This is a genomic window from Flavobacterium coralii (assembly GCF_019891545.1).
Lineage (GTDB): Bacteria > Bacteroidota > Bacteroidia > Flavobacteriales > Flavobacteriaceae > Flavobacterium > Flavobacterium coralii.
The window spans coordinates 154,037-170,114 of the sequence record NZ_JAHDIU010000005.1; the positions used below are offsets into that span (position 1 = coordinate 154,037).

At 41.6% G+C, this 16,078-nt stretch carries 15 protein-coding genes; 5 read left to right on the forward strand and 10 right to left on the reverse strand.

Annotated elements, in window-relative coordinates:
- Positions 1-46 precede the first annotated feature (46 nt).
- Positions 47-1,459 (reverse strand): PcfJ domain-containing protein, encoded by a 1,413-nt coding sequence (locus KJK34_RS09995; RefSeq protein WP_223053733.1) that lies wholly within the window; start codon positions 1,457-1,459, stop codon positions 47-49.
- Between the two features lie 535 nt (positions 1,460-1,994).
- Complete coding sequence (locus KJK34_RS10000) at positions 1,995-2,372, reverse strand: carboxypeptidase-like regulatory domain-containing protein (RefSeq protein ID WP_223053734.1); 378 nt, start codon at positions 2,370-2,372, stop codon at positions 1,995-1,997.
- Positions 2,373-2,515: 143 nt separating this feature from the next.
- On the opposite strand from KJK34_RS10000, the gene egtB reads away from it, so the two are divergent.
- Together egtB and KJK34_RS10010 are read left to right on the forward strand one after the other, a co-directional pair.
- The gene (gene egtB, locus KJK34_RS10005) at positions 2,516-3,658 is read left to right on the forward strand and encodes an ergothioneine biosynthesis protein EgtB (RefSeq protein ID WP_223053735.1); all 1,143 of its coding nucleotides are present in this window, start codon (positions 2,516-2,518) and stop codon (positions 3,656-3,658) included.
- Positions 3,659-3,668: 10 nt separating this feature from the next.
- Positions 3,669-4,631, forward strand: a complete 963-nt coding sequence (locus tag KJK34_RS10010; RefSeq protein ID WP_223053736.1) for an L-histidine N(alpha)-methyltransferase — start codon at positions 3,669-3,671, stop codon at positions 4,629-4,631.
- 274 nt (positions 4,632-4,905) lie between these two features.
- Here the strand turns inward: KJK34_RS10010 and amaB are convergent, their stop codons facing one another.
- The 3 genes from amaB to KJK34_RS10025 form a co-directional block, all read right to left on the reverse strand.
- A complete protein-coding gene (gene amaB, locus KJK34_RS10015) occupies positions 4,906-6,453 on the reverse strand; it encodes an L-piperidine-6-carboxylate dehydrogenase (RefSeq protein WP_223053737.1) in 1,548 nt (515 codons plus the stop codon).
- A 127-nt stretch (positions 6,454-6,580) separates the two neighbouring features.
- Positions 6,581-7,114: a 3-hydroxyanthranilate 3,4-dioxygenase gene (locus KJK34_RS10020; protein WP_223053738.1), complete on the reverse strand. Its 534-nt coding sequence runs from the start codon at positions 7,112-7,114 to the stop codon at positions 6,581-6,583.
- An 87-nt stretch (positions 7,115-7,201) separates the two neighbouring features.
- Positions 7,202-8,296, reverse strand: a complete 1,095-nt coding sequence (locus KJK34_RS10025) for an endonuclease/exonuclease/phosphatase family protein (RefSeq protein ID WP_223053739.1) — start codon at positions 8,294-8,296, stop codon at positions 7,202-7,204.
- A gap of 139 nt (positions 8,297-8,435) precedes the next feature.
- Here KJK34_RS10025 and KJK34_RS10030 point away from each other — a divergent pair, with 139 nt between their 5' ends.
- Together KJK34_RS10030 and KJK34_RS10035 are read left to right on the forward strand one after the other, a co-directional pair.
- Complete coding sequence (locus KJK34_RS10030) at positions 8,436-11,264, forward strand: TonB-dependent receptor (RefSeq protein ID WP_223053740.1); 2,829 nt, start codon at positions 8,436-8,438, stop codon at positions 11,262-11,264.
- Between the two features lie 17 nt (positions 11,265-11,281).
- Positions 11,282-12,700 carry a DUF5689 domain-containing protein gene (locus KJK34_RS10035; RefSeq protein ID WP_223053741.1) on the forward strand — a complete coding sequence of 473 codons (1,419 nt, stop codon included), beginning with the start codon at positions 11,282-11,284 and terminating at the stop codon, positions 12,698-12,700.
- 70 nt (positions 12,701-12,770) lie between these two features.
- Here the strand turns inward: KJK34_RS10035 and KJK34_RS15380 are convergent, their stop codons facing one another.
- The 5 genes from KJK34_RS15380 to hflX all read right to left on the reverse strand — a co-directional run bounded on the left by KJK34_RS15380 (position 12,771) and on the right by hflX (position 15,435).
- A complete protein-coding gene (locus KJK34_RS15380) occupies positions 12,771-13,196 on the reverse strand; it encodes an IS3 family transposase (RefSeq protein WP_223053753.1) in 426 nt (141 codons plus the stop codon).
- Positions 13,197-13,224: 28 nt separating this feature from the next.
- On the reverse strand, positions 13,225-13,485 hold the full coding sequence (locus KJK34_RS15385; protein WP_223053754.1) for an IS3 family transposase: 261 nt from the start codon (positions 13,483-13,485) through the stop codon (positions 13,225-13,227).
- A 96-nt stretch (positions 13,486-13,581) separates the two neighbouring features.
- On the reverse strand, positions 13,582-13,917 hold the full coding sequence (locus KJK34_RS10050; RefSeq protein ID WP_223053742.1) for a helix-turn-helix domain-containing protein: 336 nt from the start codon (positions 13,915-13,917) through the stop codon (positions 13,582-13,584).
- A gap of 27 nt (positions 13,918-13,944) precedes the next feature.
- Complete coding sequence (locus tag KJK34_RS15390; protein WP_223053743.1) at positions 13,945-14,130, reverse strand: transposase; 186 nt, start codon at positions 14,128-14,130, stop codon at positions 13,945-13,947.
- 75 nt (positions 14,131-14,205) lie between these two features.
- Positions 14,206-15,435: a GTPase HflX gene (gene hflX / locus KJK34_RS10060; RefSeq protein ID WP_223053744.1), complete on the reverse strand. Its 1,230-nt coding sequence runs from the start codon at positions 15,433-15,435 to the stop codon at positions 14,206-14,208.
- Positions 15,436-15,599: 164 nt separating this feature from the next.
- Here hflX and KJK34_RS10065 point away from each other — a divergent pair.
- On the forward strand, positions 15,600-16,078 hold a 479-nt coding region (locus KJK34_RS10065), incomplete at its 3' end, for a choice-of-anchor J domain-containing protein (RefSeq protein WP_223053745.1).

Consider the following 16,078-nt stretch of genomic DNA (forward strand, 5'->3'; position numbering starts at 1 on the left):
ATTTTTTAAATAATAATAAAAGGGGCAGGCAAGCTGCCCCTGAAAACTATTTGTCCAGATGATCCAGCCTGACTGAGCCATCCGGCATCTTTTCGAACCTATATTCAGGTTCCTGCCTGTTGCTGCTGCACATTTTCATCGATATCAACAATATGAAGAAAGCAAATTTCAACCATATCCATGCAGGTTCAGTTTCTGCCTGTGGTCGCTGCACAACTACCGGTGCAGGCTCATAAAATCCATCTTCATAGTCATATACTAAAGCAAGGTTTTCCTGTTTAGCCCATATTACAAGTAAAGCCTGTACATCATCAGTAACGTAGGCATTATATTTACTTTTAGCTTCAACGATTTCTCTTTCCCTCAGGGAAACATCAACGGTAGCCAAACGGGTAAAACCTTCCTCACCTTTTGTGTAGCGGCGCAATGAGAATATTGCTATATTACCCTCATAGCAATCATAATCATAACTGGCTACACAGTGGCTCATCTCTGCACCCTCTTCATACAACATCTCAGAATCGGTAAGTTCAACCGTTGCAAAAACTGCCTCGTCCTTTTCTACACGCAAAGCTCTTATACCCGACTTTGGCCAGTAAAGGCGGTCTTCTTCCGCACGCCTTTTTGCCTGTTCCGCATGCCGTTCTTCGGCCTGCCGCAACAAAGCTGCCCAAGTACGGCCCTGCATGCTCATTTGTGGCTGATACACCCTAAGGCTCTCTACATACTGCAATACAACCTGCAACTTGTCAAGGGTTATGGTATCCTCTGCATTGCATATAAATTGTATAACACCACTCCAAAAAGCTTCATGCTCAAAACCGTCTGCGAGCATGCTCCATGCCATCATTTCTGCACGCTCTGTGCCTGCGCCATAGCCAAGTGCCTGTGCACGCCTTATTGCCTGGTTTACGGTATAACCCGCAGGTGTAAGCCTGAAAAAGTGGCTCATTTTATTCGTAAATTTTACCGGAAAACCACTTAATGCAAGCACGCTTTCACCCCTGCCAAGCTGAACATACCAATACATGTGTATTTTATTGCCGGTAGCAAATACATGCTCCATAAACTGCGGAACAGGATATTTTGCAAAACAGTGACGTATTAATGATGCTAATTGCTCATCCGGAGTGCTGTCGGTTTTTTGCCATACTTCCACATCGCGCACCAGCTTATTGCCAAAGCTACTCATAGCCGCAAGTACGTCTATATAATCGGGCATACGCACCACACTAAAACAACGCTGCTCATACAGGTGCAGCAATAACGCCCTGAAGGTATCTCGCTTCCATAGGTTGCCGGTTGCACTCATTTGTGCAAAATGTGCAGCTATAATAGATTGCAGCGTACCCTTATTGCCTGTAAGCACCTGTTGCTGGCTGTATGCCCTGTTTACCATATCGGTAAAACCTGAGGCCGCTGCGCCCGGCAGCATTGTTTTAAGTGTTGTTGTTTCCATAGCTTTAGCTGTTACGGATTCAACTTTTTCAGATGAACCCCATTTATTAATCTGTCATGTATTACTTGTTTATCAGAACTTATTTAAAATAAAAAGCCCGGTTCCTGTAACAGAACCGGGCCTTGCTCATGCGAAAGCATTTCTCTCCTTTCAAGAGGAAATATCCGGTTCAGTGCATAGGTAGTCCAGCTCACTTATTGGTAAGTTCCACCCTGTCTGGCTAAATACTGTATGTTGTACAATGTTTAAAATCATGGCATAAAAAAAGCCCGGAGCTTTCAGGTTCCGGGCGTATATATTTGTAAGTTTATAAATATCTATTTAAAACTAAACTGCGCTACAAAACCCGGGGCCAACGCAAGAATGCTTTCTCCTGCATCGTTAAGCTGATATGTAAGTTTTGTGAAACGCATTTTATTTCTTTTTTATTTGTGTGGTGCAAATGTACAGTATTATCTTAATAAAGCAAATACTACCGGTTATTTATATTAAATCTAATTCTTTGATAAGCAAGACTGTATCAAGAAATATCCGGTTAGTCTGCAGGCTGTAGCTGCACCGTTATTATTTCGCTGATTACATGGCACTCATCTTCTCCCACGGCTATCGGTTGCGATGTAAAGGTTTCATAACCTTCTGCGGTAACAGTAAGCGTATAAGTACCTGCACGCTCCCAAGCCCCTACAAACTGAGCCGGCGCATCAAGATACTGGAGTGTTTCGGTATAAGCACCATCTGTGGCAACAACTGTAACGCCTTCTCCAAGCACCTGGGCAGTTTCGGCATCTTTAACCGTTACGTTTAACCCGGCACGTGCCTCTTCGGTACAAATAACATCATTGTTATCATCATCATCACCGCTACATGCAACCGACAGAGATAACATCATTGCAAAAAGAATTATTTTTTTCATAAGTACGTGTTTTTTGGATATAGATGCATTAATTGTATAAAGGTTGCGCTTCTTCTACTACAACTGTTATTTTTTGGTTAAAATAAGTAGGAAAAAACCAGCCGCACTGCATTATTTGTAAATTAGTAATATATCTATTGCTAATGAACCTGTTACAAGACTACCTTTCTGTAAGGCAGCGCACTGAAGAAATATGCCGTGTGCTGCACACAGAAGACTATATACCCCAGCCTGCCGTATTTGTGAGTCCGCCCAAATGGCACCTTGCACACAGCACCTGGTTTTTTGAAGAATTTATCCTGACAAAGCACCTGCCGGGTTATAAGGTTTTTGATGCAGATTTTTGCTTCCTGTTCAACAGCTACTATAACAATATAGGCGACAGGACATTCAGGGCTGACAGGGGCGCCATAACAAGGCCGGGAGTTGATGCTGTTTACGAATATCGCAAATATGTAGATAGCCACATGGAAGCTGCCTTGCAAAACGAAAGCATACACGAGCTGGTAATGCTGGGCATTAACCATGAGCAGCAGCATCAGGAGCTTTTACTGGCAGACATAAAATATATATTAGGCTGTAACCCAACTTTCCCCATATATAATAAAGCTATTGACTGGGAAAGCCAGGTAAATGATAGTAGCGGATTTATTACTATTGAAGAAGGAGTTTATGAGACAGGCTATAACGGTAACGGATTTTGTTATGATAACGAGCTTGGCAGGCACAAAGTATATCTCAACCGTTTTGAGATAGCCAACCAGTTGGTTACAAATGCCGAATATATAGCTTTTATTGAAGCCAGCGGCTATACTGATTTTAATTACTGGCTGGATGAAGGCTGGGCGTGGGTAAATGAGAATAGCGTTGATGCCCCAATGTACTGGTACAAAATAAACGGGCAATGGAAACATTATACTATGCGCGGGCTAACCGATGTAGACCCTGATGCTGTGGTTACCCATATAAGCTTTTATGAAGCGGCAGCCTATGCCGAATGGAAAGGCATGCGGCTGGCAACAGAGTTTGAATGGGAAGCTGCCTCCGATAAATTAGACTGGGGCAAACGCTGGGAATGGACACACAGCGCATACCTGCCCTACCCTGGTTTTGCCAAGGCAGACGGAGCAGTTGGCGAGTATAATGGCAAATTCATGATAAACCAGATGGTGCTTCGCGGGGCATCATGTGCAACCAGCCCCGGGCACAGCCGGGCTACTTACCGCAACTTTTTTCACCCGCAGGAACGGTGGCAGTTTAACGGCATCAGGCTTGTAAAAAAATAACAAAAGAACCATGAACACAGCAACAACAATAACCACCACGCCTTTTGCAGAAGATGTACTGGAAGGGCTTTCGGGCAAGGAAAAACATCTTTCATCAAAATACTTTTATGATGATAATGGCAGCCGTATTTTTATGCAGATCATGAAAATGGCTGAGTACTACCCAACCGGGTGTGAGTTTGAAATACTTTCGCAGCAGTCGGACAGGATATTGCAACAACTGCCTTTTGCCAACCAGGAGTTTAATATTGTAGAGTTTGGTTGTGGCGATGGTATGAAAACACGCCACCTGCTGGCCACTTTTATGGCTAAAGGTGCAAACTTTACTTATATACCCATCGACATTTCTCAGGAAGCTATAGATACGCTCGAAAAAAATGTTAGGGCAGTTTTGCCGGACATAGATTTGCAACCGCAAACTGGCGATTATTTTGAAATACTAAATGGCCTTGCACAAAACAGCAAGCCGAACCTTTTCCTGTTTTTAGGGGGCAACATTGGCAACTACAGGCATGAGGAAGCGGTAAGCCTGCTCAAGAAGTTTAATGCCGGTATGCACAAAGGCGATATGCTGCTGATGGGTATGGACTTAAAAAAGAATCCGCGCACCATACAGAAGGCTTATGACGACCCGCATGGTATTACCAAGGCGTTTAACATGAACCTGCTTAAGCGGATTAACGATGAGCTTGATGCCGATATTAAGCTTGACCAGTTTGATTTTTACTGTGACTACAACCCAAAAAGCGGCGAGGTTAACAGTTACCTGGTGAGCCTGAAGAAACAGCACTTTCATAGCACTGTACTTAACACTACTTTTTATTTTGAAAAGGATGAAATGATTTGGACGGAGCTGTCACAGAAATACAATCCTGATGACATTAAACAACTGGCTACTGAAACCGGCCTTACCGTTGCCCATAATTTTATGGACTGCCGTCATTATTTTACCGATAGTTTGTGGATAAAGTAGAGCGTTGATATTTGAATATTTTTCAATTTTGACCGTAGCGTTAGCGTAGTGGCGAAATCCCAAACAAAGAATAGATTTCTCGACAGGCTCGAAATGGAAAACATAACAATACCCAAAGTTTAGTTCCATTTCGAATGAAGCGAAGCGAAATTGAGAAATCTCAAAATAAAAGATTCCTCCATTTCAATCGGAATGGAAATGGAATAATAAATACAAAAGGCAGCCCAATGAGCTGCCTTTTGTATTAAAATACTTTATAGTATAAGATGATGAACTACAAATCAAAACGGATACCCTGTGCCAATGGCAGTTCAGAACCGTAGTTAATGGTGTTGGTTTGCCTTCTCATATAAGCTTTCCACGCGTCAGAACCACTTTCGCGGCCACCGCCTGTTTCTTTCTCACCACCAAAAGCACCGCCAATTTCAGCGCCCGATGTACCGATGTTTACATTGGCAATACCACAGTCAGAACCCGCCTGGCTAAGGAAAAGTTCCATTTCCCTCATATTCTGGGTAAAGATAGAAGAAGATAATCCCTGCGGAACGTCATTCTGCATAGCAATGGCATCTTCAAGCTTGCTGTATTTCATTACATACAGTATCGGGGCAAATGTTTCGTGCTGTACTATCTCAAAATTATTTTGAGCTTCTATAATGCATGGCTTTACGTAGCAACCGCTTTCGTAGCCTTCGCCCTGCATAACTCCGCCTTCTACAATTACTTTACCGCCTTCGGCTTTAGCCTTTTCTATGGCGTTAAGATAGTTGCTTACAGAATCTTTATCGATAAGCGGGCCCACGTGGTTATTGCTGTCCAGCGGGTTACCGATTTTTAACTGGCCATAAGCGCTCTTAAGCACCTCAAGGGTTTTATCATACATACTTTCGTGTATGATAAGCCTCCTTGTGGTGGTGCAACGCTGCCCTGCTGTACCCACAGCACCGAACACAGCACCCACAAGCACCATATTGATATCGGCGTGTTCAGATACTATTATGGCATTGTTTCCGCCAAGCTCCAATATGGTATTACCAAAACGCTCGGCAACGGTTTTAGATACATGACGGCCCACACGTGTAGAGCCTGTAAACGATACAAGCGGAATACGCTTATCGTTATTGATGCGCTCGGCTATTTCCCTGCCGTTGATAAGGCAGCTAACACCTTCCGGCACATTATTTCTTTCCAGTACGGTTTTAATAATATTCTGGCAGGCTATACCGCAAAGTGGTGTTTTTTCGCTTGGTTTCCATATACATACATCGCCGCATATCCAGGCAATCATAGAGTTCCAGCTCCATACCGCTACAGGGAAGTTAAATGCAGAAATGATACCTACAACACCAACCGGGTGCCACTGCTCATACATGCGGTGCATTGGCCTTTCGCTGTGCATGGTAAGTCCGTATAACTGGCGGGATAAGCCTACAGCAAAATCGCAGATGTCAATCATTTCCTGTACTTCGCCAAGGCCTTCCTGCAGGCTTTTGCCCATTTCATAAGAAACAAGCTGCCCCAGCGGTTCTTTATACTTGCGAAGCTCATCACCCATCTGGCGCACAATTTCACCACGCTTGGGTGCAGGCACAAGCCTCCAGCTTTTAAAAGCTTCGGTTGCTTTTGCCATAGCGGCTTCATAATCTTCTTCTGTAGAAGCTTTTACTTTTGCTATAAGTGTGCCATCTACCGGCGAATAAGATTCTATGATATCGCCATTGGCAAAGCTGTTGCTGCCTGTAGAAGTACCGTCGTTAATTTCTTTTATACCCAGCTTGGCAAGGGCTTCCTGTATGCCGAAGTTATCGGTTAGTGTTGCCATATTTAACTTTTATGTTGTTTATTGTTATTAATTCACAAATATAGCCCTTTTTTGTAATTCTGATAATTTTAACCGATTTAGCGGGTTACTAAATAATTATCTTTCATTTAAAGAGCGGTTTTGCTTACTACTTCACAAATTTAGGATCGGTTGGCATTACAGAACCGCATTTATCGCAGGTGCGCAGCTCTTCCGAGTTATAATAATGTTCAAAATGCGGCAAAAAGTCCTTCTCAATATCATTCAGCTCAAAATATACCTCATGCAGCTTATTGTTACAATTTTCGCAGAACCAAAGCAAACCATCGGTATAGCCTTTGCCTGCTCTTTTGCGTTCTATAACCAACCCTATGCTCCCCTCGCTCCTGCTTGGCGAATGCGGCACGCCGCCGGGGTGCAGGTACATGTCGCCGGCATTAAGTTCCATTTCCTTTCGTTCACCATCTTCCTGTATCACTACTTTAATACTGCCTTCAAGCTGGTAAAAAAGCTCTTCGGTTTCATTATAATGGTAATCTTTACGGGCATTTGGCCCGGCTACTACCATAACAATATAATCGTCAGAAAGCGGGTAAATGTTTTTATTGCCAACGGGCGGTTTAAGCAGGTGACGGTTATCTTCTATCCATTTAGTAAGGTTAAAGGGTTTCATTACTGCCATAATTGTTGTCATTAAAATTATGTACTAAAAGTACTAAATAAAAAAGGTTAGCCGAAGCTAACCTTAATATATATATTATAATGGAAATTACATCTGTTTTATCAGGTACAGGTAAACCGGGAAGTGGTCGCTGTAGCCGGGAACACCGTTCCAGTTACGGGCAGGGTAGCCTTTGTACTGCCCTGAGGTTTGCATTAGGTAACCTTTATTGAATACTCCCGCTTTCCAAAAGGTAAAGTTAGAGTAATCTTTACGGATAAGCGGTTCAGACACGATCATCTGGTCAAAAAGATCCCATGCATCGCGATAGGCAAGTGTACCAATACCCCTGTCGCTCATCTCTTCCATAGGGTTAAATAATCCCTGCTTTTGCACATCTTCTTTTTTAGCCTGTGCACCCAATACTTTTTTCACACTTTTATTATAAGGGCCATCATTAAGGTCGCCCATAGTGATGATTTTAGCGTTAGGGTTTATCTGGTAAAGCGAGTCAATTATCTTTTTATTTAGAGCAGCTGCCGCCTCACGGAAAGGGCTGCTGCGCTTTTCTCCGCCTGAGCGTGAAGGCCAGTGGTTCACTATAAAGTGTATTTCCTCGCCATCAAGCAGTCCCGAAACTAGTAACTGGTCACGGGTATATACCCTGCCCAGGTTGTCTGCTTCTGTTTTATCATCTGTTTTTTCTTCTTCGTCTTTCTTTGCTTTAGCATTTTCGGCATTGCGGTAAATGATAAGCGGAATGTTTTTATAGCTGGTAGGCTTAAAATGTTTTTTCTGGTAAAGCAGGCCAACATCTATACCCCTTTTATCAGGAGAATCGAAATGAATAATGCCATAATCTTTATTCACCAGCAAAGGCTGTTTAACCAGATCTTCCAGAACCTTGCGGTTTTCAATTTCCGCCACACCTAAAACCGTTGGCGAGTTAGGGTTTTCTCCCACGCCTATTTCAGAAATTACCTTACTAAGGTTGTCAAGTTTTTTCTGGTATTTTTCGGGTGTCCAGCTTTGCGAACCACTCGGCAGCCATTCCTCGTCATTAATCTTCGGGTCGTTCGTTGTGTCGAACAGGTTCTCACAGTTATAAAAAGCAATTGTATGCACTTTATACTGTTTTTGCTGTGCAATGGCAGCAAAAAATGAGAATAACACAAAAAAGAGGACAATTGATTTTCTAATCATTATTTAACATATATTAATTTAACATCAAGTTTTATAACAAAACGGGTGCCAAAAGTAGTTAATTATTTTAAATGGTGTACATTTGCGCCCGTTAAGAAATATTTAACTTGACAAAAAAGGAAATAATTTAATTTTATCTATGAAAAAACTAGTATTCAGCCTTTTACTCACAGTGCAGGCGGTTGTGGCATGGTCGCAACAAACGGCATTGATAACGGGTAAAGTAGTCGATTCAAAAACGCAGCAGCCTATCCAGAATGTTGTGGCAACACTTGAAGGAACAAACCAGACTGCACTTACTAACGTGCAGGGTGTGTTTACCTTTGAAAAAGTTGCCAAGGGCAACCTTACCCTTACGGTAGGGAGCACAGGCTATGTTACGCAGACGTTTACACTGCAGGTAACAGAAGGCCAGACACTTGATATTGGTGTTGTTGCGCTTGAACAGGACATTACCTCTGAACAACAGCTAAGCCTTATAACGCTGACAGAGAGTGATTTGGGAGATGACAACGGAAACTCTGAAAGTACAGCGGGCTTATTGCAGGCATCGAGGGATATTTTTATGCAGGCTGCCGCTTTTGATTTTGGACAGGCAAGATTCCGCGTTAGGGGACTTGACAACGAATATGGTAAGACCATGATAAATGGTGTGCCAATGGATAAACTTTATGACGGAAGGCCGCAATGGAGCAACTGGGGCGGACTTAACGATGTAACCCGTAACCAAGAGTTTACCATAGGTTCTGATGCATCTGATTATACTTTTGGCGGTATATTGGGTACACAGGAAATAAACATAAGGGCATCTACTTTCAGGCCCGGAAGCAGGATATCATTTTCAGGAACCAACACCAACTACAGCTGGAGGGCAATGGCTACCCATGCTTCCGGTATGGATGAAAATGGCTGGGCTTATGTAATTTCAGCTTCAAGAAGGTGGGCTCAGGAAGGTTACTTTGAAGGTACCGATTATGATGCAAATTCATTCTTTGCAAGCGTAGAGAAAAAGATAAACGACCACCACAGCATTAACTTTACCAGTATATATGCACAAAACAGCCGCGGCAAAAACTCTCCTAACACTCAGGAAGTTATAGACCTTGCAGGCGAAAAGTACAATTCATACTGGGGATGGCAGAATGGCAAAAAAAGGAACTCTCGCGATAAAGACGTAGAGGAGCCTATTTTTATGCTGGGCCACTACTGGAAAATAAACGAGAAGAACACGCTTAACACTAACATTGCTTACCAGTTTGGTAAAATTGGTAACAGCAGGCTCGATTTTAACTATACCAGGAACCCTGACCCAACTTACTACAGGAACCTGCCAAGTTTTTATACTACACAATTTGAATTCCCTGCACCCGATGCACAGGCACCGGTTTACGTAGGCGACAGCCCTGAAAACCAACTGTATGCAAACCTTGCAAGAGAAAGGTTCCTTGCCAACAGGCAAATTGACTGGGACAAATTGTACAGAGATAACATTGAAAACGGCGAAAGCCTTGCAGTACTTTATGAAGACAGGACGGATGACCGTATGTTTACTGCAAACTCTATCTTAAACTCTCAGCTTACAGACCATATCGTGCTAAATGCTGGTATTACCTACAGGAAACTGAAGTCGCACAACTTCCAGAACCTGTTAGACCTTTTAGGCGGTAGCGGTTACCTTGATATAGACCCTTTCCTTATTGGTGATGCAAGGCAAAGCGACCTTAACAACCCTAACCGAGTAGTAGGTGTGGGCGATGAGTTTGGTTATAACTACAACCTGTTTGCCGATATTATTGATGCCTTTACACAGTTCAGGTTCAACTATGGCAAAACAGAGTTCTACCTTGCACAGAACTATTCATGGACAGAATACCAGAGAGAAGGTATATACCAAAATGGTAACTATTCTACCAACTCGTTTGGTAAAAGCGAAGAGCGCACCTTTAACAACTTTGGCTTTAAAGGAGGCTTTACTTATAAATTTACAGGCCGCCACATGTTCGACTTCAATGGTATCTTTATGACAAAGGCACCAACATTAAGGAATACTTTCAGCAATGCCAGGTTAAATAACAATATTGTTGAAGGGCTTGAAAGTGAAACAATTTATGGCGGAGACATCAGCTATATCATAAGGGCTCCTAAATTAAAAGCACGTATTACAGGTTACTTCTCAAGGATTACAGATGTTACCGACATCAGCTTCTACTATGCGGAAGGTCTTGCTCTTGTTATTCCTGAAGGAGACGGTACCAACGGACAGGCTGGCCAAAGGCTTAACAATGCTTTTGCAGCAGAAATTGTTACCGGCTTAGATAAGCAGAACATAGGCGGTGAGCTTGGTATAGAATACCAGATTACTTCTACCATTAAGGCTACTGCGGTTGCTGCTTACGGTCAGTATACCTATAACAGCGACCCTAACGTAAAGCTTAACGTTGATAACTTCCGTTCTACTATAGATTTCGGACGTTCTACAATGAAAGACTACAAGCAGCCGGGGATGCCTCAGCAGGCATACTCGTTTGACCTTGAGTACAGGGATCCGCATTACTGGTGGATCGGTGCAAGTGTTAACTACCTTGCCGACAATTATATAGATATTTCGCCGTTATTAAGGACAGACAACTTCTTTATAAACAATGAAGATATAGATGGTTTCCCTTTCCCTGAAGCTACAGAAGCAGGTGCAAGGCAATTGCTGAAGCAGGAAAAATTAGACCCTGCCACTATCATCAACCTTACGGGCGGTAAGTCATGGAGGATTGGCGATAAAACCCTTGGTATATTTGCAAGCATCAACAACCTGTTCGATTTTTCATATAAAACAGGTGGTTTTGAGCAGGCAAGGAATGCCAACTACAGGCAGCTTAGCCAGGATATGGCAGGCCCTGCACGTTCTTTTGGCCCTAAATACTTTTTCGGTTACGGAAGGAACTATTTCGTAAACCTTTATCTCAACTTTTAATTAAACAAAAATTAGATATGAAAACTAAATTTTTAAAATCAATTTTATTCATGGCGCTTGCAGCAGGTACCCTTACCAGCTGTGTTAATGATGACGATTACAACATTCCTGCACTGGAGTGTACAGAAACTTCTATCACTGCAACTAAAACTGTTGAAGAAATATATAACCAGGCTACAAGTGTTGCTACCCTTTACCAGGCTGCAGACGAAAATGCTGATGACTATATAGAGGCTGTAGTAGTATCGAGCGACAAAGGCGGTAACTTTTACAAGACAATTTACCTTAACAACATTGTTACAGATGAGAATGGCGAACTTCGCGCGGGTAACATTGGCTTCTCTATACAGGTAAACCAGGCTGAGCTGTTTACTGATTATGGTGTGGGAAGAAAAGTTTATATTAAGCTTGACGGCCTTTACACACAAATAAGGAGCAACACCCTTCAGATAGGAGCTCTTTTTGGAAGTAACGTTGGTCAGATACCAACAGAGCTTTACAAAAACCATATTTTCAGGTCCTGTACTATCATTGATGAATCAAACCTTGTAAATGTAATTACTGACCTAAGCCAGATCAATGACAGCTACATAGGCAGGTTAATCCGTTTTGAAGGTGTTCAGTTTACTGACGGCTCTCTTAACCAGACGTACTACAACGCTGCAAACGTTGATGCGGGCGGGCAAACCCTTACTTATATAACCAACTCTGAAGAGGAAACTTATACTGTGCCATTCAGAACAAGTTCATTTGCTGATTACGCCGGTATACAGGTTGCATCAGGTAACGGTAGCATTACAGGTATCCTTACTAAATTCAACACTACTTACCAGTTTGTTTCACGTTATGAAACTGATATAAACCTCAACAGTGAAAGGATTGGCGACTTGCCAATTGAAGTCGGAGACCCGTTCTTTACTGAAGATTTTCAGACTGCAGTTAATAACACTACTTTTAACTTTGAAGGCTGGTATAATATTGCGGAAACGGGTATAAGGCAATGGAGCGAAAAAGTATTCCAGGAAAATGGCTATTCAGAATTTAATGCATATGGTTCAGGAAGTACTGTTAATGAAGGATGGATGATTACCCCTGCCATTAACCTTGATGACTACAGTAGTGTTAGCTTTACCTTTGAGACTGCTCAGCACCATCTTGAAGTGGACAACTCTGATGATAACAAGCTTGAAATATTTATCATCAGCAACTTTAACGGCACTGATATTGTTAGCGCAACTAAAGTAAATGTTACTGACCAGGCTACTTTACCAACAAGCACTACAGCATGGTATGAGTTTGTAAACTCAGGTGTTATAGACCTTTCAGGTTTTTCAGGCCAAGTACACATTGGCTTTAAAGTTACAGGATCAGGAACTGACGATACCCTAAGCGGTGCATTCCAGATAGATAACCTTACAGTTAGCGGTGTAAACTAAAAACTGCTTACAGCATATAAAAAAAGGGTGGCCGTTTAGAGTGCACCCAAAAGTTTAGACAAATTTATAATTAAATTTGACAATAATGAGCCCGGTATTTAACTGGGCTCATTCCGTTTAAATTAAGTTTAATTCTATCGTTATTATAGTAAGTAATATACTTTGTTATCTGTTCTTTTAGATGATTAACCGAGCTAAATTTCTCAAGGTAGAACAGTTCTGATTTAATTATACCAAAGAAGTTTTCAATAATGGCATTATCCAGGCAATTACCTTTTCTTGACATACTTTGTCTAATACCTTTATCTTTAAGTATTTGTTGATACTGTTTCATTTGATATTGCCATCCCTGGTCAGAATGTAGTATAAGATTAGTGTTCTTTTCTATTTTTCTAAATGCGCTCTTAAGCATATTAATTACCTGTTTAAAGTTTGGACTCTCTGATAATTCATAGCTTATTATTTCTCCATTAAATAAATCACAGGCGATAAGTATAGTTTCTTCCCTTTAACATTAAACGCTGTTATATCAGTCGCCCATTTTTGATTGGGTTGCTCTGTTTTAAAATCACGCTGTAATTATTAGGAGGTATTTTACCACGCTCACCTTTATAGGACTTATATTTCTTAACTCTTATTAAACTTTTAAGCCCCAGAACCTTCATTAACCTTAATATCGTTTTGTGATTTATTACATACCCTCTCTGCTTAATCTCTAAAGTAATACGCCGGTAACCAAACCTTCCTTTGTGAGTATGGTAGACTGACTTAATAATTTCTTTTATCTGCTGATACTTATCTTTAGACTGACTTTTTTCCGATAGTAATAATAACTGCTACGTGCCATACCTATATGATCTAATAAAGCATTTAAATCATATTTATGCCTTAACTCCTCTATGGCTTGCGCTTTTTGTTTTGAGTGTGGTTTTTTCGATTTGAATTAAGGCCTGTAACTTTTTTAGGTAATCCACCTGCATACGTAAAGATTCATTCTCAAGTAAAAGCTCTTCTTCCCGGGTAAGTGGTTTGGTAGGTTTCTTTTTTGCTCTTTTATAATTCATGGATCTGGGCCTGCCTTTGGGTTTATCTTCCAGGCCAGAGAATCCTTGTTCTTGAAATTGCTTTTGCCAATTTACGATAACAGAATCGTTTGGAATATTAAAAAACAAACAGGCCTCACTCAAAGATAATGACTTCTTATCAATCGTATGCAAGACCTTAAACTTAAAATCAGGACTATATCACTCGTTTTTACGCGGTAAAAGCCCTTTATTACCATACTTACGATAGAAGCCAACCCATCTTCTTAAATTGGTTTGACTAATAGCTTTTTCATTAGAAACAGATTCCATAGATCTGTCTTTTTTTAAAACTTCTTCTACGCAGTGAAGTTTAAACTCATAACTGTACTTGACTTTTCTTTCCATTAAAATGCCCCCAAATAGTGTCTAACTTTTTGGGGGCAGTTCAGTTAAGCCACCCTTTTTATTTATTATAATTTTTTACTCTTCTTCCGTTGCGCTGTTCTCGTTATAATCCGGATACAAAAAGTTATTATAGGGGAAACGGGTAATGTGTATCTGCCTTACGGCTTCATAAACCTTTTGGCGGAACTCCTCCATGTTCTCTTTGTTTATTGCAGAAATAAACAAGGCATTGTTCTCACCCACATTAGCCATCCATGTAGCCTTCCATTCCTCTAAAGAGTAATGCCTCGTCGTCCTTTCAGTAACAAGATCGTCTTCGTCAATAGTTAAGGGCTTATAAGCATCAATCTTGTTGAATACCATTATTGTAGGCTTATCATCAGATTGTATCTCCTTCAGTATACTATTTACCGACTGTATATGGTCTTCAAAGTCAGGATGCGATATATCTACAACATGCAGCAGCAAATCGGCCTCCCTGACTTCATCAAGCGTACTTTTAAACGATTCAATAAGCTGGGTAGGTAGCTTTCGTATAAATCCAACAGTATCGCTTAACAGGAACGGCAGGTTCTTTATCACCACCTTCCTTACAGTTGTATCAAGCGTGGCGAAAAGCTTGTTCTCTACAAAAACTTCGCTTTTGCTAATAACATTCATTAATGTAGATTTTCCTACGTTAGTATAACCCACAAGGGCTACCCTTACCAATGCACCCCTGTTGCTGCGCTGCACCGACATCTGCCTGTCGATGGTTTTAATTTTGTCTTTCAGCAGGGCAATCCTGTCGCGCACAATACGCCTGTCGGTTTCAATCTCTGTTTCACCGGGGCCACGCATACCAATACCACCCCTTTGACGCTCAAGGTGCGTCCACATACCACTAAGGCGCGGCAGTAAGTACTGGCACTGTGCCAACTCTACCTGCGTGCGGGCATAGCTGGTTTCGGCACGTTGGGCAAAAATATCAAGGATAAGGTTCGTACGGTCAAGCACCTTGCAGTCCAGTATCTTGTTCAGGTTTTTTTGCTGTGCCGGCGATAGCTCATCGTCAAAAATTACCGTCTTAACATCGTGCTCTTTAACATAGGTATGTATCTCCTCTATTTTTCCGGTACCTAAAAAAGTTTTAGGGTTGGGTTTATCCATTTTTTGGGAGAACCTTTTTACCACTTCGCCACCTGCGGTAAAGGTTAAAAATTCAAGTTCGTCAAGATATTCAGCAAGCTTATCCTCACTCTGTTCCTGCGTTACAACACCTGCTATTACAGTTTTCTCAAAATTTATAATTTCTTTTTCCAGCATAATCTTTACATAAATAACAAAAATACAAAAAACAACACTCACATTTTTGAATTATTGTTTATAAACAAACTGTTTATTCCTACAATGTTAAATTTCAATAAAATGTTATGAATTAGTTATATTTTTTTAAATTTGGAGATTAAAATTAGCTAAACCATTAATTTATGAAAAAAATTACTCTATTATTTTTCATGTCATTAATGTCATTCTGCGCCTTCGCACAGTTGCCTCTTGAAGGCTTTGAAGGCACCTGGCCGCCTACCGGCTGGGAGATATACAATAATGGCATTGGGCCGGCTGTCACCTGGGCGCAAAGCCAGGCTGGCAACCCTACACAACCCCCTTATGCAGGTACGCACGCTGCCTACCTTAACAGGGAGAACGTTGCAACCGGCATACCTGAGGACTGGCTGGTAACCCCTACTTTCCCGGTACCGGCAAACCCGCAGCTCCGTTTCTTCTCCAGGCTGACACAGCCGCTGGATGACGGATCAATCTACAGGGTGCTTATTACCACCAACACCGCTAACGCCGGTGTGTTTGCGGATTATACCCTTCTTGAAGAGTGGACCGAGCTGGAGATCAACCCGGTTCAGACCGTTTATAACGAAGTGGTGGTGCCGATTCCGGCATCATTTGTAGG